General features: G+C 59.9%; 14 protein-coding genes. 3 read left to right on the top strand and 11 right to left on the bottom strand.

What is annotated here, in order from left to right:
• Positions 1 to 313: 313 nt before the first annotated feature.
• From A4R35_RS06620 to A4R35_RS06595, 5 genes are all read right to left on the bottom strand, one after another.
• Positions 314 to 2029, bottom strand: a complete 1716-nt coding sequence (locus tag A4R35_RS06620) for a peptide ABC transporter substrate-binding protein (RefSeq protein ID WP_112427703.1) — start codon at positions 2027 to 2029, stop codon at positions 314 to 316.
• Positions 2030 to 2567: 538 nt separating this feature from the next.
• Positions 2568 to 4304, bottom strand: a complete 1737-nt coding sequence (locus tag A4R35_RS06610; RefSeq protein ID WP_112427699.1) for a peptide ABC transporter substrate-binding protein — start codon at positions 4302 to 4304, stop codon at positions 2568 to 2570.
• Positions 4305 to 4666: 362 nt separating this feature from the next.
• Positions 4667 to 6094, bottom strand: a complete 1428-nt coding sequence (locus A4R35_RS06605; RefSeq protein ID WP_112427697.1) for a hypothetical protein — start codon at positions 6092 to 6094, stop codon at positions 4667 to 4669.
• Positions 6095 to 6277: 183 nt separating this feature from the next.
• Positions 6278 to 7054 carry a hypothetical protein gene (locus A4R35_RS06600; RefSeq protein WP_112427695.1) on the bottom strand — a complete coding sequence of 259 codons (777 nt, stop codon included), beginning with the start codon at positions 7052 to 7054 and terminating at the stop codon, positions 6278 to 6280.
• A gap of 206 nt (positions 7055 to 7260) precedes the next feature.
• Positions 7261 to 9492, bottom strand: a complete 2232-nt coding sequence (locus A4R35_RS06595; RefSeq protein WP_112427693.1) for a tetratricopeptide repeat protein — start codon at positions 9490 to 9492, stop codon at positions 7261 to 7263.
• A 216-nt stretch (positions 9493 to 9708) separates the two neighbouring features.
• Between A4R35_RS06595 and A4R35_RS06590 the strand changes: the two genes are divergently transcribed.
• A complete protein-coding gene (locus A4R35_RS06590; RefSeq protein WP_112427691.1) occupies positions 9709 to 10140 on the top strand; it encodes a cyclic nucleotide-binding domain-containing protein in 432 nt (143 codons plus the stop codon).
• A gap of 283 nt (positions 10141 to 10423) precedes the next feature.
• On the opposite strand, the gene nrdR is transcribed toward A4R35_RS06590, so the two are convergent.
• Both nrdR and A4R35_RS06580 read right to left on the bottom strand, forming a co-directional pair.
• Positions 10424 to 10882, bottom strand: a complete 459-nt coding sequence (gene nrdR, locus A4R35_RS06585) for a transcriptional regulator NrdR (protein ID WP_052888556.1) — start codon at positions 10880 to 10882, stop codon at positions 10424 to 10426.
• A 316-nt stretch (positions 10883 to 11198) separates the two neighbouring features.
• Positions 11199 to 11483, bottom strand: coding sequence for a DUF6788 family protein (locus tag A4R35_RS06580; protein ID WP_112427689.1), 285 nt, complete (start codon positions 11481 to 11483; stop codon positions 11199 to 11201).
• A gap of 378 nt (positions 11484 to 11861) precedes the next feature.
• Between A4R35_RS06580 and hpf the strand changes: the two genes are divergently transcribed.
• Positions 11862 to 12527, top strand: a complete 666-nt coding sequence (hpf, locus tag A4R35_RS06575; protein WP_112427686.1) for a ribosome hibernation-promoting factor, HPF/YfiA family — start codon at positions 11862 to 11864, stop codon at positions 12525 to 12527.
• 343 nt (positions 12528 to 12870) lie between these two features.
• On the opposite strand, the gene A4R35_RS06565 is transcribed toward hpf, so the two are convergent.
• The 4 genes from A4R35_RS06565 to A4R35_RS06550 form a co-directional block, all read right to left on the bottom strand.
• Positions 12871 to 13509 (bottom strand): ClpX C4-type zinc finger protein, encoded by a 639-nt coding sequence (locus tag A4R35_RS06565; protein ID WP_112427682.1) that lies wholly within the window; start codon positions 13507 to 13509, stop codon positions 12871 to 12873.
• A gap of 41 nt (positions 13510 to 13550) precedes the next feature.
• Complete coding sequence (locus A4R35_RS06560) at positions 13551 to 14405, bottom strand: type 1 glutamine amidotransferase (RefSeq protein ID WP_112434054.1); 855 nt, start codon at positions 14403 to 14405, stop codon at positions 13551 to 13553.
• 24 nt (positions 14406 to 14429) lie between these two features.
• A complete protein-coding gene (locus A4R35_RS06555; protein WP_189361411.1) occupies positions 14430 to 16028 on the bottom strand; it encodes a Mur ligase family protein in 1599 nt (532 codons plus the stop codon).
• A 407-nt stretch (positions 16029 to 16435) separates the two neighbouring features.
• A complete protein-coding gene (locus tag A4R35_RS06550; protein ID WP_112427677.1) occupies positions 16436 to 17665 on the bottom strand; it encodes a glycoside hydrolase family 113 in 1230 nt (409 codons plus the stop codon).
• 398 nt (positions 17666 to 18063) lie between these two features.
• On the opposite strand from A4R35_RS06550, the gene topA reads away from it, so the two are divergent.
• On the top strand, positions 18064 to 20559 hold the full coding sequence (gene topA / locus A4R35_RS06545; protein ID WP_112427675.1) for a type I DNA topoisomerase: 2496 nt from the start codon (positions 18064 to 18066) through the stop codon (positions 20557 to 20559).
• The last annotated feature ends 268 nt before the right edge of the window (positions 20560 to 20827 follow it).

The raw sequence follows: 20827 nt of genomic DNA, 5'->3' as shown, positions 1-20827 counted from the left end.
ACCCTGGTCAGCTGAATCACTGTAGAAATTGCTGAGCTTCAACCCTGTTCAGGTTCAAGACATTATTATGTACGTTGTGTCTGGAGCGGATCTCTCAGCCTGGCTGGCCTGGATATCGGGAGCAGAAGATCTGCGGCGGGCGACACACGGAAGGCTCGGACTTGGGCTTAACAAAAGCGAGCGCAGCCGGGACGCTGCATCTGCTGGTCTCTGATCTGACCGGCAAGCTGCAGGCGCTTGCTGGCTGCGCTGCTCTCGACGTGGGCCTTACCTTTGGCTGGCTGATCGTTCCTAAGCCAGGATGCGCCTCCCCTTAGTGGACGCTGATATAGACCTGGGACCAGTCATCGGGAGGAACCTGCAGCTGGGCATTCAGAACGAAACCCTGCACATAAGGCCTCAGCACATAGGCGTCGCGCACCTGAGTGATGGGCAGCCAGGCTACGTCGTCGACGAGCTGCTGCTCAGCGTTTTGGTAAGCCTGCAGGCGTGCATTAGAGTCTGGCAGAGTATCGGCTACCTCTAGCAGTTTCTGGGTGGCCTGTTGCTGCAGATGGTCGGAAGAATTGTTCTGGCCGTAGTTCACCTGATTATAGGGGGAACCGGCATCGAACTGAAGCGTTGTCCAGTCCTGTGGGTCGGGATAGTCGGCCACCCAACCGATGGCCCACATTTGCAGACCGTGGGGGTTGCCGGCGGTGTTGGATAGCTCATCCAGCATTTTATTGAAATCGATGGCCTCACTCCTGACGGTCACTCCCAGGACGTTCTGCCACATCTGAATGGCTGCCGCTATCTCATTGGCCTGATCCTGATTGCCGGAAGGATAAGTGATGGTGATTGGCGGAAGCTGGGAGGCGCTGGTGAGTCCTTCGTCCTGCAAGCCCTTCTGGAAGTATTGGCGCGCCAGCTGAGCATTTCCGCGAGTGCTGACGGTGTTATCAGGGCCGCGCAAGTTTGGATTGTAGCCTGGCATCCCCAAGGGAATAATATGGTTCGTCGGAATGGGGACATCTTTCCAGATAGCATGCGCCAGTTCGTCTTTATTCAGGGCGAGGGCGAAGGCGCGGCGCATGTTGATACTGTCGAAAGGCTTGACCAGATAGTTCATCCCGTAGTATCTGATCCACAGCTGCGGAATCAGGTGGAACTCCGGCTGATTGCGCACACGGGCAACCTGCTGGCTGGGCACAATAGCGAAGTCGACCTGGCCTGCTTGGTAGGCTTTATAGGCGGTATCAGTGTCCCGATAGAAAGGAAAGATCACCTGCTGCAGCTGGGGCTTCGGACCGTAGTAGTTGGGGTTGGGAACGAAGACGATGCGCTTATTATGCGTATATTCCTTGACTTTGAACGGGCCCGCCCCACCACCTTCTTGGAGATGATCGGTCCACTTTGATCCGTACTTATCGATAAGCTTCTTCTCCACCACGTAGGAGCAGGGGTAAGTCAGCGCATTGAGGAAATAGGTAGCCTTCTGGCGTGCCAGGATGACGACCGTCTCGGGGTCGGGTGTGAGCACGCTGTCGCCAATGATGGTGCGGATCTGTCCTTTAACAAGGCGATCGGCATCCTTGATGAGGCCCAAATAGGTTGGCGCTGTGGACGAGCGTTGAGCTGGCTGCAGGGCACGGTCCAGGCTGTAGGCAACATCCATTGAGGTCAACGGTGTACCGTCGCTGAACTTCAGGTTCGGCTTCAAATGGAAGGTCCAGGTCAGGCCGTTGGGTGAGACCGTCCACGAACTGGCCAGCTGAGGGCGAACAACCAGGTTTTTGTCCAGTGACACCAGGCCCGTGAAGACCATCTGAATCGCCGTCTCCGAAGGTACATCGAAGGTCAAGGCGGGGTCAAAGGTTGACAGATCTTGAATCCCTCGCTCCGGTTCGATGAAGACCTGCTGGCTAGGAGGAGCTTTACGAGCGGAGGTCGTATTGGAGTTGCCTCCTCCGCAGGCGCCCAACAGGATGACCAGAAGAGAAAGCAGCGCTACGAGGCCTGCTCTGCTCACACGTTGCTGGGTAGACATAGGGAGCTTCTCCATCGCTGCTTAAAGCAAGCTGCCATGTTGTTGGCTAGAGATCACTGCTTGATGTGGATAGCTATGCCAGCCAGCCGGACAGAAGACAGTCCCTGATATCGTCGGTCTCGCGATGCTCTTGGCGTAGGTAGGCGACCTGGCCGCGGCTCTGTGTGGTGACAGTGTCAGGACCCGATAAGAGCACCGCGCTGTCGGCGTATAGCTTGCTCTGGGCTGGCGGATCTGTAGGATGGCAAGCGGCATCCGAAGTCTGGCACCACCTCGCTGCTATCATACGGAACCCCTTTGCCGGGAGCAAGCAGAGAAGCAGTGAGTAGGAAAGGAGGACCATCTCTAGAGATGGCCTGATAAGCTGACCACCCGGCTGGCTCACGCTCGGCAAGCGCTGTGACCGGTGTGGCGTCACAGCTATTCGACTCATTCAAAGGAAAGGAGCAACGGCAGAGAGAGGGCTTCTTCTGGTGCTCTGCTCGGCTCCTGCTCTCTGCCGTTCTCCTTCAGCTACAGAGGGAGGAAGACAGTTCTGTCACGACTGACTTTCGACGACATAGATATTGGCCCAATCATCGGGTGGGACCAGATTCATGCCGTTATCCTTGAAACCAACGATCAACGGATTGCGCAGAAAAACCATATCCACCTGCTCCAGCGGCAACCAGGCAACGTCGTTGACAAGCTGCTGTTCGGCCTGCTGGTAGAGACGCAGACGAGTTGCCGTATCTAATGTGCTATCGGCCTCCTGCAGCTGCTTTTGGACGAGCTGTTGCATCGCAGCATCGTTACTGACGTTCTGGCCATAGTTCATGTTATTGTTGGGGACCCCCTGGCCGAACTGGGCCGAGAGCCAGTCCTGCGGGTCTGGATATTCGGCGACCCAGGCCAGGCCCCACATCTGGAGGCCGTTGGGGTTGTTCGTGGCTGCCGTCACGCGCGTCAGCAGCGTATTATAGTCGACTGGATCGGGTGTGACGGTCGCGCCCAGGTTCTGCTGCCACATCGCAATCAGTGCCTTAGCCTCCTGATCCAGAGTGCTCAGCCCGGTGGCATAGGTGAGCTTGATCGGCGGCAGGCTCGACAGATGCTCCTCTTGCAGCCCCTGGGCCAAGAGCTGGCGGGCCTTCGCTGGATTGCCTGTCAGGTTTTGTGTGCCGTCGGGGCCAGTCAGGCTGGCGTTGTAGCCAGGCATACCCTGGGGCACGATATGATTCGTTGGCTGCACCGTGCCTTTCCAGACCTGCTCAGCAATGGTAACCTTATTAATCGCCAGGGCGAAAGCCTGCCGGATATGGATGTTATCGAAGGGTTTCACCAGATAGTTCATTGTATAATAGTTGATCCATAGCTGAGGGACCTGGTGAAAGTCTGGGCGCTTCTTATCGCTGGCATAGCTGGCCAGAGGGACGCTGGTCAGATCAACCTGGCCGCTTTGGTAGGCATGATAGGCATCGCTTGCCTGGCGGTAGAAGGGAAAGACAATGCGGCTCAGTTGGGGTTTGGCTCCATAGTAGTAGGTATTAGGAACAAAGTCAATTTCCTGGCCGTGGACATAGCGAGCCACTTTGAAAGGGCCGGCGCCGCCGCCTTCCGTCAGATGATCACTGAAGTCTCCGTGATATTTTTCGACCAGGCTTCGCTCAACCACGAAGGAGCAGGGATTAGTGAGCATGGCCAGGAAATAAGGAGCTTTCTGGCGTGTAATCAGGACCAAGGTCTGCTTGTCTCGTACGAGGATGCTATCGTTAATCAGGGTCGGAATGGTACCAGCCAGGAGCTTATCAGCATCGCGCAATAGCGCCAGGTAGAGGGGAGCGGTCGTCGAGCGCGTCGACGGTTGCAGCGCGCGATCCAGGCTGTAAGCCACGTCTTGGGCAGTCAGCGGAGTGCCGTCGCTGAATCTCAGGTTTGGCTTCAGGTGGAAGGTCCAGCTCAAGCCATCGCTAGAGACGGTCCATGAGCTGGCGAGCTGGGGACGGACCTGGAGCTGGTCGTCAAGCTGGACCAGTCCGGTAAAGACCAGCTCAACGGCGCGGATCGCTGAAGGGTCGGTGACTAGAGCCGGGTCAAGGGTCGTGTAGTCGGCAAGGCCAATCTGCGGCTCGCGATATACCTGCTTGCTGGCTGGCGCTTTCACCAGATGTGGTTGCTGGTTGCCAATCTGACAGGCGGCCAGCGTTAGCATGAGAGCCAGCAGGGAGACCACCGCGGCCAAACTCCGCTGAGGGCGCCTGGTCCTCTTCTTCTGTGGATCGATCTGACTCATCATCGTATTTATGCTCCTGCAAAATCCTTGCGCCGAAGGGTACCAGAGTGAAGAACGCAGAAGAGTGGGAAAAGCATCTGCTGGAAATTGCCTCGTCTGCCAGCATTGTCGCTGCTGTTTCTTCTTCCCAGGGGAGAGCCAGGAGCGTGCGAGCAGAGGCGAGAAGCCGGGACCCAGAGCAGTACTGCCCGGCTCACCCTTCGGTGCCCCCGTCTGTCTATCTCGTCTGCCAGCCGTGCAGCTACAGCTGTTGGTGTCCCGGCTTCTCGCTTCACAGTTGCAATGGCCAACGATCTCGCACCAGGCTCCTACTGGAGCCTGGGCGATCCCATCTGCTTCTGTGCTCTATGGCTCTAGTCTCTCCCCTAGAGCGCTGATGCCAGCGTATTGCGTGGAGCCAGGGCTGCGGCTCGCAGCGCAGCACGCAGGAAAACGCTCAGGTCAGTCTCCGTCAGATCGCGAGGCCATCCCATGAACTCCTCACCTGCCGCCTGTACAATTTGTAACGTATGGCCCTGATCAGCGGCTGCATCCGCCTGGGCCGCGACCAGCCCAATCGTCGCAAAGAGCGGCTTTGGCTCGTAGCCGAGGTTCAGGTAACGGCGAGCGGCCAGATAGGCCCCTTCAAGATCGCGGGCCTCCAGCTCGCCCTGGAGCGTCTCCAGCAAAGCGGGAGCCAGCAGACCGCCGCCAACGTGCAAGTGATGAGTGCTCTGGTGAAGCTGGCCGCTGGCCAATCCCAGACGCTTGCGCAGCTCATTGACGAAGACTGCCGAAGTGAAGAGCAGGGGAACCACCTCGATATCCTGGACCTGGGCAAAGACCAGGCGCACGGCGGCGGCGTAAAGAAGACCGTGAGCTGCCTCAACGAAAGCTGCCCGATCCTCATCGCCGATCTGGTTCAGAATGTCGGCGGCAGCAAGGGCGATAACCGAGCCAACCGCGCGCGGCGAAGCCTCGCCCTGGATCAGCGCCTCGTGGACAGCCTGACAAATCTGGGCTGGTCCGGCATCGCTCAGCAGCAGCGTGCGCAGAGGAAGTGCGCGCTCATTCTTGGGTGGGGAGATGCGCCGACGGATCACTTCGAAGTCCCCTGAATGCTGAGCAATGAAATCGCGCACTGCCCCGATCCAGGCCGGCTCCTCGCTGCGGACAGGCAGATGAGGAGCCAGCCAATGGATAATATTGGGGGCCCGATCTCCCCACTCCACGGGATCGAGCAGCTGGTAGCCGCGTACCGCAAACATCAGCGGGTGGCCAGCCTGGTGGAAGGTCATAGCCAACCCCTCGTAGGTGCGAGACTGCAGTGTGCGATAGTCGGCCCCGGTGGCGTAGAGGCCGAAGAGGAGCCGCTCGGCCAGCTCGGCCTGGTTCTGGTAGATGGCCTCACGCATGAGAGCGCCAACGCTCTTTCCCTCTGGCAGCTCGCCGGGATAGTAAGGCCGCGGATAGGTCGGCTGCTTGCCACGCCCCACGCGCACCGCTGCGCTTGCTGTGCACAGAGCCTGGACCAGCAGTGGCAGGGGACGCAGACGATTCTCCACGCTCTCGCCTACCAGGTGATCGTAGGCGTGGAGCCAGCGGCTCAGGACGCTTGCGGCTGTGAGCGTCAAGATTACGTGCCCTTCGGGGTCGCCATGAGCGGCGATCATACCAACGCGCCCGATCAACACATCGATATCTGCCTTGCTGTGAACCAGCTCCCGGGTCAGACTGGCCAGACGCGACGCATCAGCCGCTGCCGCGGCCTCGACCAGCTCCGAGAGATCAACCCTCATGCCGACTGATGCCATAAAATATCTCCGTTACCTTTATGTATTGTCATAATCTCGTAATCAAGCGAACAGGTATAGAAAAGAGGGAGGCAAAGCCACAGAGGGAGGAGACGGATCAGCTGCTGACCGTTGACTCTGCGGCGCTGGGGGCACTGGCTCGCAGGCTGGAAAAGCCCGGGGCGGAAGAGAGATAGGCGCACTTCAAGCAGATTGCTGCAGCTCGCGGATCGCCTGTTCGATGCGTGGGATGTCCGCGTATTCCTCATCGAGAAGCTTATAAGCCCGTTCCAGGTACAGCTCGGCGATGCGAGCGGAGTGCTTGCCTGCATCGCAGGCTGCCGTGATCAGAGCGTTTCCTTTGTACTTCTCGGGAAGGAGGCGGACGATGCGCTGCATCTTCTGCCGTGTCTCCTGCAGGAGATGCGTGTCGTTGCCTTCGAGGGCGTAGCGAGCGACCCCAACCAGTTTCCCCAGCTCCGCCAGGCGCTGCCGGTCAGTCATGGTCTGAAAGAGCAGCTCTTCGGGGTCCAGGTCATCGAGGGCCGGCAGCCCCTCCCTGCTAGAGGAGCTGCTGGCGGCTTGCTCGAAAGAAGCGCTGTAGTTCAGATAGAGCTGGCCGTACTCCTGGCAGGCCTGAGCTGCCAATTGCATCTTTGCCGCTTCATCGCGCGGATGAATAGCCCCCAGTTCGCAGAGGTCATCATCGCGGTAGCGGGCCAGGACCTGCAGATAATCGAGGCCTTTCTCCCCCTCCAGCTCCTCCAGCATTGGAGGGATTGGCATCACCTGCACATTTGGCTCATCCATTGGCAAGTGAGCGGCCAGGATTGAGGGCAGGTATCTGGCCAGTGACAGCGGGAGAGGCGGCACCACGCAGTAGGTATAGAAGATGTGCCGCTCATCCTCGCTGCTGCGGGCGAAAAAGATCGCATGTCCTTTGGGTGCCTGGGGGTCACCACGCAAGAAGCGCAAATCCATAGTCTCCTCCCGTTGCTCGTGGCCTGTTCGACTCTTGTCTTGCTAGCTAGATAATACGGCGTTTGGGGCCTACTGGCAAGGTGTCAAGCCTGGCCTCCCGCTCTATCCGTTTCCTGTTTTTCCCCAGCTTGTAACCGGTTGAGCCTGATCCCGGCTTTGCCGCCGAAAGGTCAGCTTGCCGTGCCAGTGGTCGGGGCGGGCCTTCGCTATGAGGCCAGCCCCCTTCGTAGCTGGCGGAGGCGTTTCAGCAGATCCTTATTGGCGCTGATAGCCTCCTCGCTCAAATGCTCTCCCCCAGTAGGAATGCTCTCTTCATAGGCTTTAAGCTGCTCCAGTAGCTCGTGTGGACCAGCCAGGCGCACATAGGCCTCCAGCAAGGCACGGGCCTGCTGCTCCCGATTACGGCGCACCTCTGTAATGGCCGCCTGTGCGTAGAGCGCGGCATATTGGCGCATAAAGGGGGCCGTCCATTGCTCAGGGGCGGGGAGCGTCTGACGCACCTGCTCCACGAGAGCGATCGCTCGCTGCAGCTCGTCCGCTGCCTCATCGAGCCGTCCTTGGGCCAGCAGCACGCCGGCGCGCTCGTAGCGAGCATCCGACTCGCCCAGAGGCTGACCCTGTTGCTGATAGAGCCGTAGAGCGGCCTCCAGGCTGGCCCAGGCCTCGTCAAGCTGCTCCCTATTGCGGTGAGCCAGGCCGAGCGCCAGCAGTGTCTCGGCCTGGCCGGTGAGATCCTCATTCTGCCCGAAGCGCGTCAGAGCGGCTTCGCAGCGCTCGATTGCCTCTGACCAGCGCTGCTGACCGATCATGACCTGGGCACTTCCCAGGGTAGCGGCAGCCGTACCGACGGGATTTTCCAACTGCTGGAACTGCCGTTCGGCCTCGGTGTAGGTCAGCAATGCGGCCTCCAACTCGCTGCGAGCGAGGTAGGTGCGGGCCAGAGCCAGCAGTGCCTCGGCGGCCAGCAACGGCTCTTGAAGCATCTCGGCCCGCTGGCGCGCCTCGCTAAAGCGGCCCTCGGCGCGTGCCGGCTCGCCCAGCGTCAGGTACCACTCTCCCTCAGCCAGAGCCAGCAGCGGGGCAAGACGCGCATGCTGAGAAGAGCCTGACTCGACGTGAGGGCGAGCTGTATTGAGCTGCTCCCAGGCAACCTTGAGCGAGCCACCGGCAATCGCCAGTCGTGCCTGGCGCAGGATGGCCTCTGCCAGGCCATAGGAGCGGAATGGCTCGGCCAGCTGCGCTGCCTGTGTGGCAGCCTCCTCATAGACTTCATGGGCGCGGGCTATCTGGCCGCGCTGGCGATAGATATCACCAAGGCCCAGCAGCGCCTGACTTGGCAACAGGGCATTCGCGGAAAGGTGGGCCTGCTCGTGGGCCGCGCTGAACGTTTCCACTGCTCGCTCCAGCAGGCCACGCCGTCGCAGAATCTCGGCCAGGCAGAGTTGAGCCTCTGCCGTACCGGGGAGGCGAGCAAGCGCCTGATACGTACGCAAGGCGCGCTGCACCTGCGAAGTAGCATAAGCCAGCTGCCCACGGCGGAGATTAATCTCGCCCAGCAGACGTAGCGCCTGCGCGAGTCCCAGGGCATTGCGCTGGTCCTCATAGACCTGCTGAGCGCGCTGAGCGCTGGCCAGCGCCTGTTCAAGCTGATTATTGGCCAGGGCCACGGCGGCCAGTCCAAGGTTGCCATCGGCCTGCCCCAGCTCGTACTCTAACTCCAGTGAGCGCCGGATCACCTCACCGAAGAGATCGGCAGCCTCAGCGAGTCGCCACTGCTCCAGGCAGATCTGGGCCAGGCCGCTCAAAGCATCGACAGCGCCGTAGTAGTCCCGCTGGGCCTCATAGACTGCCAGAGCCTGCCTGTAGGCTTCCTCGGCAGGAGCGAACTGCTGCTCAAGACGACGAGTATCACCGTAGCTGCGACGAGCATCAGCCTCTGTAATTGCTTCACCGGCCTCCTGAAAAGCAACGATGGCTCGCTGGTAATAGGTAGCAGCCTCTGCAATATGGCCACGCTGCAGCTCCAGGTGTCCCAAAGCGAGCCAGACATTGCCCTGCCCTCTAACAGAGTGCTGCTGCTGGTAGAGCGCGCCAGCCTCTTCGTAAGCCTGTTGAGCCAGATCGAGATGGGCCCGCTGGCGCTCTAAATGTCCCAGGGCCATCGTGGCGCCAGCCTCGCTCAGCGGCTGCTCAGCCTGACGGTAATAATTGCGCGCGCGCGAGTAACTGATAATAGCACTATCAATCAGATTATTCTGTTGCTGAACCTCAGCGAGCAGCATGCGACTATCGCCAGCATGGCGATAATCGCCAGCCAGACGGAAGCGCACCTCGGCGTCGCTGAAAGCCTCGGCGGCCTTATCGAGTTTTCCCTCGTTGAGGGCGTCGACTCCCTCACGGAGCCGCTGATGGGCCACTGAGATATCTTGTGTTGTCATGGCTCTCTGATCTCTCTAGCGAGTGGCTCGGGCCTAGGTTTCTCTTATCTGGATAGTCGATCAGTCGTCTCACTTATTGTAGTGCGTCGCCGTCAGAAAGTCAAAAAGGAGACAGGGCTGAGCTACTGTGATACAATACTGCCAGGCCAGAACGATGGAAGCGTGGCAGGCGTCTGCTCGGGTAGCGAGCCGATTTTGCATGAGGAGCCATTCACAATGTATGAGGACATACTAAAGAAGGTGAGCTTATTTTCGGGCTTGAGCGACAGAGAGCTTAAAGAGATTGCCAGAAGCGCTCAGGAGCGGCACTATAGCGCCGGCACTGCGCTGTTTCATCAGGGCGATACGGGAACTGGCCTGTACATTATCACGGCAGGGCGGGTGCGTATTATCCAGGCCAACGATCCTGATCGGGCGGAGGAGGTGATTGGTACAGCTGGACCGGGGGAAGTGCTGGGGGAAATGGCCCTGCTGGATGATCTTCCTCGTTCGGCCAGCGTTATCGCTGAAGAAGAGACTACGGCTATCCTTCTGCCGATCTGGGAGTTTCGCGCTGTCCTGCGACAGCAGCCGGAGATACCCCTCAAGTTGCTAAGCGTGCTCAGCCGTCGCTTGAGAAAGGCAGAGGGACGGCTCGCGGAGCATTAGTGAGCCGGGGGCAGAGAACCGGCGCGGGGTTGGAGGTAGGGTTGAGGTCGGGGGGAAGGTGGAAGAAGATGACCCGGCAGCCCACAGCCCCCTGGTCCCCCCGATCTGCCAGCTCGACAGGTGTAGCCAGCGCGGGGGTGTAGGAGACAAAGATAGCCAGGTCCTGACATGGAGAGGAGATCATGGTGGTGGTTAGGAAGAGAGCACAGATCTTCCTGCCGTAGTGGCCAGAGGACGGCTCTGCTCGGGTCGTGAGGGAGGCGGGATAAGCGTGACGACGGGCTTATTCTGCCTTCTCGCGATTGAGCAGCTGCTGGATCTCCTCGAACATTGTTTCCACATCACCGAAGGAGCGGTAGACGCTCGCGAAGCGGATATAGGCGATCTTATCCATGCGGCGCAGGCGCTCCATCACCAGCTCGCCGATCACGCTGCTGGGTACCTCCTGCCGGCCCATGCGATAAAGCTCCTGTTCAATCTCGTCGATCGCGCTTTCGATCTCGCCAACGGGGAGGGGCCGCTTCTCACAGGCTTTGCGAATGCCGATATAGAGCTTCTGGCGGTCGAAAGGCTCGCGGCGCTGATCACGCTTAATGACCATCAGATGAGAAGGTTCGACTCGCTCATAGGTACTGAAGCGCCCCTTGCAGCGTTCGCATTCACGTCTCCTGTGGATTGCATCTCCGATGTCACGCGAGTCTTTGACGCGTGACTCGGTGCCGCCACAATATGGACATTTCATCCCGCAGCTCCCAACTCTGGGTAGAATACTGTCGAGATGATTCTATCACAGAAGCAGAAGTGGCGACAGTCATGTCACCCTGCCTTCAGGCGGGGAAGGACTGGCTACCACCAGGGGAGAGCAATGCGATGCGTCCCTGGCTGGGGCTAGTTGTGTTCTGTCATCGAGGAATCTGCCAGATCCTGGTTGGCGGGTCCGTGTGGCCAGCCAGAGCAACCCTGACTGGCCTCCTCGTACCCCACGGGAGACGTTGGCGGTGGCAGTGGCTGTTCCTGCTCCCTAAGCTGCTGAGCTGACCCTCTTTGGGCTGGTCCGGTCAGCTCAGGGCGGCTAATAGAGGCAAGCATGTATTTCCCCGGCGTGCCTGCCGTTCAGAGCGTCCCCCGCCCGAGTGTCGCTTCCTCTCCCGCCCTGGGAGCTTGTCACCCTCCGGTCGCTCCTTACCGACGTAGCCTGAGCGCAGCCGTGACCCCTCGCGCCAGTAGGCGTACCAGTAGGGGCCGTGTCCCTGACCGTCGCGGCAGGTGCTGCAGGTCGGTTTCCCACACTTGCGGTACTGGAGCTGATAGGTAATGTGGTGATCGCTCGGAATCTGCGCCATGAAAGCCACTCCCCTTCCTTCATTCCACTGTACAGATTTGCTGCAACGCTATCATTAGCTTAGCAGCAATAGATGAACATTTTATGAATCCAGGACCTCTATAAATGAAAATTTGTTCATCTTTTGGGCCTGCATCTGTTGACGGAACGTCGCTGTTACATAACACCTTTTTCATGAAAGCCTGGGAGGCTGGTGGTCCAAGCTGTTGCCTGCGCTAGAGACGGGGTGGAGCTGGTCGTGGCAGTCCGAGGGATGGTATAATGAGCAAGACCCAACTGCGCCCACGGTTAGGGTTCGCTCTCCTGCGTTCAGCCAGACGCCTGCAGGTCTGCCTGGACCGACCGGTGTTGTGGCCTTGGAAAGAGGGAGTCAGAAGCTATGCAGATCATCATCAAAGGCAAGCAGATGGAGGTCATGCCTCGTCTGCGGCAGCACATTGAGCGCAAGGCCCACAAACTAACACGCCTCATCTCTCCTCGCAACAGTACTGCTCGTCTGCAGATTACCATCGCAGAGGAGCACACGCGCAGTGCTCAGGACCGCTACACGGTCCAGATCCTGCTGATGGGAACCTCGCCTACACTACGTAGTGAGGTGAGTGCTCCCAATGCCACCGTGGCCTTTGACCAGGCTCTTGGCAAGCTGCTTGCCCAGTTCTGCCGGCAGAAGGATCGACTGACCACCGCGCGTCGTCATCAACGCCTGCCCATCAGGGTTCTGGCGCTGGCGCGCTCGGGGCAGCTCTCGGTGCTTGGAGGGGAAGAGGCGTCGGTTGTCACAGCGGCGAGGGAGGGGGCTGAGGAAGTGGAGGATCTGCCTGTTCCCACCAGCCTGAGCGAGGAGCAGAATGAAACCGTATGGGCCAGGATTAGAGAGATCCGCAGCCTTCCCACCAAGCCTATGAGCGACAAAGAAGCGATCCTACAAATGGAGGCCCTTGGTCTTCCCTTCTACCCCTTTGTGAACGAGGCCACCAACAGCGTGAATGTCATGTATCGCCTGGAGAAAGGTGGCTATGGCCTGTTGATCCCCGCTCTGGAGTAGTCTCCGTCTGTCTGTCCGGTTGGCCTGGTTGCTATGCCAGGGATGTTCTTTGGTCTATCCTCCGCCAGGGGGAATAGTCACAATTGCCGGCGCAGGAGCTGCCAGGAGAGCCTTAAAACCGAGAGGGCAAACGCTCCGGGTCTATTAACCGACGTGGGGAAGTTGGTCAGTAAGGAGGGAGCAAGAATGAGCCAATCAGGCCGAGCCTGATTGGTTGACATGATGGCTGAGGTGCAGCGGGCGGCAGCAAGGCCGTACATCTCAGCCATCTGTTTCTCTAGGGTCATACTGCTTGCTCTGCGGGTCTGTCCCTTTCCCTGCTGCTTCTCCGCGGAGGAAGTGGCTAGAGTGTGATTTCGAACTGCCACGGACGTGGAGGAGGGTCCTCGAACTGGCCGAGCGGGTCGGCAGCGCGAATAGTCAGCCGGTGGGCCTCTGGAGAGGGCAAAGGGCGGAAGCGGGCCCGTCCCTGGTAGACGGCATGGTTCGGGTCACTGGCCAGCTCGGGCCGGGCCAGTAGCATTCCACCCTGGTCTCCGCTCCATTGCTGGCCCAGGTTATCCTTCAGGAAGAAGATCAGTCGTGGCACAAAGGCGAAGCCAGGTGTGAGCGGTGGCCTGATCCACAGGTAGTGTAGATCAAAGTAGTGAGCGTAGAACTGGATCTGATAGAGCATCAGCGTCATGTCTTGCTGCTTCTGCTCCAGCTCCAGGGTCAGCGTACGCAGGGCCTCGCGCGGAGCTGGCTGCTCTTCCTGGCTGCTGGCGGGGGGTTCTAGGGGGGCGGCGACGACCACGGGGGGACGCGAGGCCAGCTCCAGGGCCTTGGGAGAGAACGGCCTTGGATCTTGTAAGATCTCATTGCACGTCTGAAGGCAGGCTTCGCAGATATAGGCGGCGCCTGGCCCGGCTATCATCCGTCTGACTTCGGGTGGGCGCCGACCGCAGAAAGAGCAGCGAGCCAGTGTTCGATCAAAGCTCATAATGGCCCAATCCTCGATGCTAGAGCAAGCAAAGCAATCCTCTACGCTGCCTCGGCGCGCCGCAGAGCGGCAGCGGCCTCCTCGTAAAGCCCCAGGCGTTCCAGGATGGCTGCATGAGCCTGCCACTCCAGGCGGTCATCCAGGGGCCGCAGCAGGGTGGTCGGATCATCCACGGGAGTGAGCTGGGCGGGCGTAGAGCCATTCAAGATCTCGCCTGGCGGCATACTCAAGCTTGTCAGCCGCCGGAGGCCGTACTTGCGCTGCAGCGCCAGGCCGATCAGATAGTCAGCAAAGTGCGGATTCTTCGGCAGGAGCGAGCCATGCAGGTAGGTCCCGTAGGCGTTACGATAGACCGCCCCTTCGGTGCCATCCTCGGCATTATTGCCGTGGCCTTTGAGGACCTTGCCCAGCGGGCGAGCGGTCCCCAGGTAAGTTCGTCCGCCGTGATTCTCGAAGCCGACTACTGTCATGCCATTCCAGCTGATGACCACGTCGCCGATGCAGCGCGGCGTCCGTGGCCCCTTATGGACTGTCCAGGCATCGAAGACTCCCAGACCCTTCATATCGGGGCCTTCCGCCGGGCGATAATAGTGGGCCAGCAACTGATAGCCGCCGCAGACTGCCAGCACGGGCATATCATCCTCAATAGCGGCCCACAGGCCGATGCCCTTCGTCTCAAAGAGGTCCTGAGCCACGGGAGCCTGCTCCTTATCCTGACCACCGCCGATGAAGAGCAGATCGTACTCGTCGGGTGCCAGAGCATCGCCGATGCCCAGTCCTACAACGCGCAGTTCGATGCCACGCAGCTCGCAGCGACGCTTCAACGTCAGAATATTGCCGCGATCCCCATATAGATTGAGCTGATCAGGATAGAGATGCCCAAGTGTGAGCGTCAGCCGGGCCTCGTTCCTACCGTGCATCTAATCTCGTCCCTCCCAATAGTGAGGCGTCAGCCCGCGCCGTTCTAGCTCGCGATGAAGCTCCAGCAGCCCCGTATAGGTTGGCACAATAAACAACGTCTCCCCAACTGGGGTCTGCTCGATGGCCCGCTCCAGCGCTGTTGCCAGCCCGTAGCCTGGGAAGGGAGTAGCTGTCTCTCGCGGGCTGGTAGCTCCCTCCTCTGCAACAGGCGAGGCCTGGATGCTGGTCTTCGCAGCACCAGCACCAGGCTGGTACTGCTGGTGTCTTGCCCTGCCGCGTTCCCTCCCTTTCCGGCCTCTCGGCTGAGAACCGATCAGCTCTTCGAGGGCCCGCAGCGGTGTCGACGGGATGATCGTCATCTCCTCAGGAGCGAAGCCGGCATATTTGAGGCGCAGGGCCAGATCGAAAGCGCGCGTGCCGGCTACCGTCAGACTAGCGGTCAGACCCTGGGCGCGTTCGAAGTCGACGTCCCAGATCCACGAGACGTCTCGGCCATCGGCAATATTATCATTGAGTACAAAAAGGATATGACGCGGTGTGCCCTCGCTGAAGAGGGTACGCAACACCTCATTCAGGCCGGTAGGATTCTTCGCCAGCAGCAGGCGCAGGGTGCGGCCCGCTACCTGCACGCGCTCACCCCGTCCAAAGGCGGGCTTAAATTGCTCGATCCCTGAGACAATTGGCTCCCAACTGATTCCCAGGGCCTGAGCGACGGCGATCGCAGCCAGGGCATTATAGACATTATACAGCCCGGGTAGAGGGATCACAATCTCTCCCAGCTGTGTCGGTGTCTCAACCGTCACACGCAAACGATCAAAGGTATCCTGGCGCACCTGGAGCGCGCGTACGGCAGGAGCAGGGCGCTCCAGGCCGCAGTGAGGGCACTGATAGTGGCCCATGTGACTATAAAAGCGAGCACTGTAGCGATAGTCGCTGCCACAGCGTACGCAACTGCGACTGTCCACGGCTTGGTAGGTGCCTGCAGTTCCCTGGCCATCCTGACCGCTCAAATCGAGCGTCAGATCCTCTAGACCAAAATAGAGGACGGGGCCGCGGGCCAGCTCACCCAGACTGGCCGTTGTTGGATCATCGGCGTTGAGAACCAGCGTGGTTGTCTCTGGCAGCCCTTTGACCATTTGCCGCCAGAGGGCGGCCACGCTTTCCACCTCTCCGTAGCGATCGAGCTGATCGCGGAACAGATTCACGAAGACTGCGGCGCGCGGTTCTAGCAGGCGGACGGCCTGGGGCATAACTGCCTCATCGATCTCGAAGACCGAGATAGCCTGACCCGCGCGGCGCAGATTGCCGCTGGGGAGGGCGCGCACCACCAGGGCCCCGGCAACGCCGCGCAAGAGATTCGCCCCCTCGCGGTTGCGCCAGACGCGCAGGCCAGCATCGCGCAAAATCGCGGCCAGGAAGCCGCTTGTGGTCGTCTTACCGTTGGTGCCTGTAACCAGGACGCTGCCATGTTCCAGTTGGGCGGCCAGATGGCGAATGATATCCGGGTAGAGGCGTTGAGCCACCAGGCCCACGATGCTGGTGCCGCCGCCGAGGCGGAGACGACGACTTAAGGCTCCTGCGGCGCGCCCGCTGATCACCGCCAGGGCTGCTCTCAGCGAGAGGCGTCGCCTCCGCGAGCGCTGGCCGGCTCTTGCCGCTCCGGTAACTGATCCTGGCTTGGCTGCTGGGCGGCCTTTCTTCGGGCGAAGCCATCTGCTCCCTCTGGAATCACTTTGCTTAGGTCCCTGAGAGATCACGGGAGATGGCCGATGTTGCTGCATGCTTCTCCTCCGAACCAGCGCCTATGTCAATAGTTGTATCTATTTTTCTCATTGCCTAGTTGCAGCATAGCATGCGCGCGTGAAGCGGTCAAGACCGCGAGCCAGGGATAGATCTTCTGGTTGCCAGTTGCCCTGGCCCCTCCCTCCGAGGATCGCGGGCCTCGACCGTCAGCCGTGGATCGCTGCTTGCCTGGCCGGAGCCTTGACCTGGCCTTACCTCAGGCTCAAGAGCCAGCGGGGCCTGTGTGGCTACCGCTGTACCACTGATGTAGTACCTCGCTCGCCTTCTGGCCCCGGATCGAGAAGCGCGCTACTCTATCCCAACCCCAGAAGAAGATGCCGGCGATGTGCTCATCGCTCATAACGTTGGTGAGCGCGGCGTTGTAAGCGTCGGCCTGCTCCTGGGGATCTGCTGGGGCTGTCGAAGTGGGTGACCAGACCTGGTAGAGGGCGTCAGCGCTATTGCGATAACCGATTTCAGTAATGACGATGCGCCGGTTCAGTTGCTCAGCCAGCTGGTCGAGCCGTGTCTTGATTTGCTCACGCCAAAGTTCAATCATGGTCTGGGCATCCAGGCGCACGGGGGCGTCGCTGAGGGAGATGTACTCAGAGACGCCGATGAAGGTGAGGCGCGGATCACGCAGCCAGGCCGGCGGCTGATCCATAGTGGACCAGTTGATGTCGTAGGTCAGGTTACCTGTATAAATGCTGCGCACGCGCTCGATGAGCTGGCGCCAGAGCGCGCTGGGGGCGTTGCTCTGCAGCCACTCCATTTCAGTGGCCAGGGCAATCTGCTCAACGCCATTAGCCTCGGCTGCCTCGACATAGGGCCGCAGGGCCTGCCAGTAATGGTCAAACCAGCGCTGCTGGCTCTCAGGAGCCGGCATGACTAACGCGGCCCAGCCGCCTGGCTGGCGTACGGTCAGCAGCGGGGCGAGAAAGACTTTGAAGCCAACCTCATGAGCTTTGCGCACTCCTGCCACAAAGGAGGCTACGCTAGGCGCCGCCTGGTCGACACTGATGTCGACGGCGTCAGGGGTCGATTGGGAGAAAAGTACTGGCATCTCCAGCCACTCGGCAGCGGTGCTGCGCCTGATCTCTTGCAGGCTCTCCTGCCAGCGCCGATCGCTAAGACCGTAGGCACTCCGACTCCAACCGGGGTAGACAATCCCTTTTTGAAAGCCATACTGCTCCACTGGCCGGGGAACCGGGGTCGGGGTCGGTGTCGGGCTGACGGTTGCTCGTTTGGGAGCACTGCCTGTTTGCTCAATAGCTGGTCCTGTGCCAGTTCTGCCGAACGGCTCGCAGGCGCTGCTAAGCAACAGGAGAGCAAGGGTGAGGCCCCAGAGCAAGAGCGACTGGAGCAGGTTCAGCAGCCAGTGAGACCAGGAACGTTGCGTCCTCCCATGAGCGCGGTCAAGGCGCTGTTCACGGCGCGCAAAGGTACCAGACATCTATCAACCCTCCCATCCATCTTCTGCCCGCGCTCTCCTTCCGCGCTCTTACGCTCGTCTCGTGAGGTAGAGAGCCAGAGCTACCCTTGTAGAGGAAGAGCGGCGGAAGGGCGGATTCTCCACTATTGTACTCCTGGCGGGAAAGATGGCCAGCGCGCGCAGGAAACTGAGGTCACTCGCTCTGGCGGTTGGGGGAAGATCGGGGGGCTGTCTTGTGTTATCTCACTCAGAAAGGATACGTAATGAGAGGAGAGAGAAGTGGCAGGCTCTGGAAGCCGTTGACCGGTAGTCCGGTTTGTCACCCCTCTTGTCAACGTGTGCTATCCTATCCTGTGAGATTGAACGGCTCACCTGGCGTTCAACAGGACAACATCTGCAAATCAGGTACAGGTTGATTAATGGCAAAGAAGCTTGTCATTGTTGAGTCTCCGGCAAAAGCCAAGACCATTGAGAAGTTCCTCGGGCGCGATTTCGAGGTGCGCGCCTCTATGGGGCATATTATCGATCTGCCCAAGAAGGGCCTTGGCGTCAACACGCGCAAGGATTTTGCGCCACAGTATGAAATTATCGAGGAGCGAAAGGGCGTCATTGCCGAGCTGAAGGCGGCGTCGAAGAAGGCCGAGGAAGTCTATCTGGCCCCCGACCCTGATCGCGAAGGGGAGTTTATCGCCTGGTCCCTGATGCAGACCCTGGGACTCAAGAATCCGCGCCGCGCTGTCTTTAATGAGATTACGCGGAAAGCTGTACAAGAGGCGATCCAGAAGCCGCGGGCTATTAATGAAGATCTATTCAATGCACAGCAGGCGCGTCGAGTGCTTGATCGTCTGGTGGGCTACAAGATTAGTCCCCTCCTATGGAGACGCGTGCAATCGGGCACCAGCGCTGGGCGGGTGCAGTCGGTCGCCTTGCGCCTGATCTGCGATCGTGAGCGGCAGATTCGGGACTTTGTGCCCCAGGAGTATTGGACGATTACCGCTCTGCTAAGCAAGCAAGGCGAGCAGGAACGCTTTGAGGCGACGCTAGTGGCGCGCCTCAATGAGCTGGCGGGTCACCAGCCAATGGAAGGAGAGGAAGAGGGGGCAGCCGAGAGCGAGGAGGGCGAAGGATCAGCGGAGGGGGAGAACGAGCGTCGCTCTGAGGAGACGCGGAGACGCTTGCATATCGCCAATCAGCAAGAGGCCGAAGCCATTCTGGCCGAGCTAGGTGGGGCGAGCTTCTCGGTTTGGCGCCTGATCCAGCGTGAGGTGCGTCGTCAGCCGCCACTCCCCTATACGACCAGCACCATGCAGCAGGATGCTTCGTCGCGCCTCTACTTTAAGCCCAAGAAGACGATGAGTCTGGCTCAGCAGCTCTACGAAGGTATTGAGCTGGGACCACGTGGCTCACAGGGACTGATTACCTACATGCGCACCGACTCGACGCGTGTCTCCGATGAAGCGAAGGCAAGTGTGCGTCGCTTTATTGAGCAAAGCTATGGCCAGCCCTTTGTCGGATCGGGGCGCGTTGGCAAACTCAAGGCCACGGCTCAGGATGCCCACGAGGCGATTCGTCCGACGGATGTGACGCTCACGCCTGAGCAGGTGCGAGAATATCTGACGCCTGACCAATACAAGCTTTATAGTCTGATTTGGCGCCGCTTTGTAGCCAGCTTTATGACGCCGGCGCTCTTTGACACAGTGCGCGCCGATATCGTGGCAGGCCAGTACGTCTTTCGGGCCAGCGGCTCCCATCTTCGCTTCCCTGGTTTCTACGCCGTCTGGCCACGCGATGAGGAAGAGCGTCTACTGCCGCTGCTCGCCGTCGACGAAGTGCTGGCCCTTCATGAACTGCAGCCGCAGCAGCACTTTACGCAGCCGCCGCCGCGCTATACAGAGGCTAGCTTGATCAAAGAGCTAGAGGAACTGGGCATCGGACGCCCCAGTACCTATGTGCCCATCATCTCAACCATTCAGGAGCGCGGGTACGTCACCCAGGAGCAGCGTCGTTTTGTGCCAACCTGGCTGGGCGAAACCATCAACGAGCTGCTCAATAAGCACTTCCCCGAGATCGTTGATGTCGGCTTTACTGCCGATATGGAGCAGAAGCTGGACAATGTTGAGGAGGGGCGCCAGTCCTGGACCGAGTTTCTGCGCGATTTCTATGAGACCTTCAAGGAGATGGTGGCCAGAGCCGAGGCTGAGATGAATCGCGTGCAGAAGCCGGTCGAGGAGCTGGACGAGTTGTGTCCCGAGTGTGGCCGGAAGCTGGTGATCCGCAGCGGGCGCTTCGGTCGTTTTATCTCCTGCTCGGGCTTCCCGGAGTGCCGCTATGGGCGCTCTTTCGTCAACAAGACCGGGGCCCTCTGTCCGCAGTGCGGTGGCGATCTGGTCGAGCGTAAGACGCGCCAGACCAAGCGCACGTTCTATGGTTGCAGCAACTACCCGACCTGTAATTTCGCCATTTGGGAGCGCCCGGTACCGGAGCCGTGCCCTCGCTGCGGTGGATTGATGGTGATCCCGCGCGGCGGCCAGGAGCCGGTCTGCTACGAGGAAGTCGTGCTGCCGCAGCAAAATCCTGAGGAACAGCCCCAGCAGAATGGTCTGGCCTCCTCCCGGCGAAGCACCGGGTCCAGACGCAGAAAGGCCCAGAAGAGTACGGAGTCAGGCGCGGAGGCCAGTCCCTCTCTGAATGGAGCGACGGAGACGACAGAGGCGCCTTCGGCAGCCGGGGAGCTGCCCCTCTCCACAACCGTCAGAGCTAAGAGCAGGCGGACCCGTTCAGCCTCTCATGCTACCTCCAATGGGAATGCCAGGAGCAGCGGGCAGAGACGGAGCACAACTAAAGCTGCGACTGGTAAAAGCGAGAGTAAGGGAACTGATAAGCAGAAAAAGAAGCAAAGAATCTGCGAAGAATAGCAAAGGCAGCAATAAACGGACAGCTAAGGCAACAGAGGCAACAACTGCCAGGGCCACCAAGGCGGCGAGTGCATCGTTGGCTGCCACGCCTGCTGAGTCGGATCAGCGCTAAGGGCATTCCCTTGCTCTTCCCATACCTCCAGGGCGCCCGTTCCCGCTCAGTCCTGCCTGGTAGCACAGGTGGGCTTACGGCTGGCACTCGTGCTATAATCTCTACATGATTGCTCAACCTCTTTGCTACGAACAAACTCTGCAGTTCTGGAGGACT

Origin of the sequence: Thermogemmatispora tikiterensis, assembly GCF_003268475.1 — a bacterium.
Taxonomy (GTDB): Bacteria; Chloroflexota; Ktedonobacteria; order Ktedonobacterales; family Ktedonobacteraceae; genus Thermogemmatispora; species Thermogemmatispora tikiterensis.
The sequence above is the reverse complement of the archived record's forward strand: the minus strand, read 5'-3'. Positions and strand labels throughout refer to the sequence as shown.

Coding starts and splice junctions, on each gene's coding strand:
- nrdR (WP_052888556.1), bottom strand. CDS start 10,882: ATGAAATGTCCATATTGTGGCGGCACCGAGTCACGCGTCAAAGACTCG.
- A4R35_RS06550 (WP_112427677.1), bottom strand. CDS start 17,665: ATGTCTGGTACCTTTGCGCGCCGTGAACAGCGCCTTGACCGCGCTCAT.
- hpf (WP_112427686.1), top strand. CDS start 11,862: ATGCAGATCATCATCAAAGGCAAGCAGATGGAGGTCATGCCTCGTCTG.
- A4R35_RS06610 (WP_112427699.1), bottom strand. CDS start 4,304: ATGATGAGTCAGATCGATCCACAGAAGAAGAGGACCAGGCGCCCTCAG.
- A4R35_RS06590 (WP_112427691.1), top strand. CDS start 9,709: ATGTATGAGGACATACTAAAGAAGGTGAGCTTATTTTCGGGCTTGAGC.
- A4R35_RS06605 (WP_112427697.1), bottom strand. CDS start 6,094: ATGGCATCAGTCGGCATGAGGGTTGATCTCTCGGAGCTGGTCGAGGCC.
- A4R35_RS06595 (WP_112427693.1), bottom strand. CDS start 9,492: ATGACAACACAAGATATCTCAGTGGCCCATCAGCGGCTCCGTGAGGGA.
- topA (WP_112427675.1), top strand. CDS start 18,064: ATGGCAAAGAAGCTTGTCATTGTTGAGTCTCCGGCAAAAGCCAAGACC.
- A4R35_RS06565 (WP_112427682.1), bottom strand. CDS start 13,509: ATGAGCTTTGATCGAACACTGGCTCGCTGCTCTTTCTGCGGTCGGCGC.
- A4R35_RS06620 (WP_112427703.1), bottom strand. CDS start 2,029: ATGTCTACCCAGCAACGTGTGAGCAGAGCAGGCCTCGTAGCGCTGCTT.
- A4R35_RS06580 (WP_112427689.1), bottom strand. CDS start 11,483: ATGGCGCAGATTCCGAGCGATCACCACATTACCTATCAGCTCCAGTAC.
- A4R35_RS06600 (WP_112427695.1), bottom strand. CDS start 7,054: ATGGATTTGCGCTTCTTGCGTGGTGACCCCCAGGCACCCAAAGGACAT.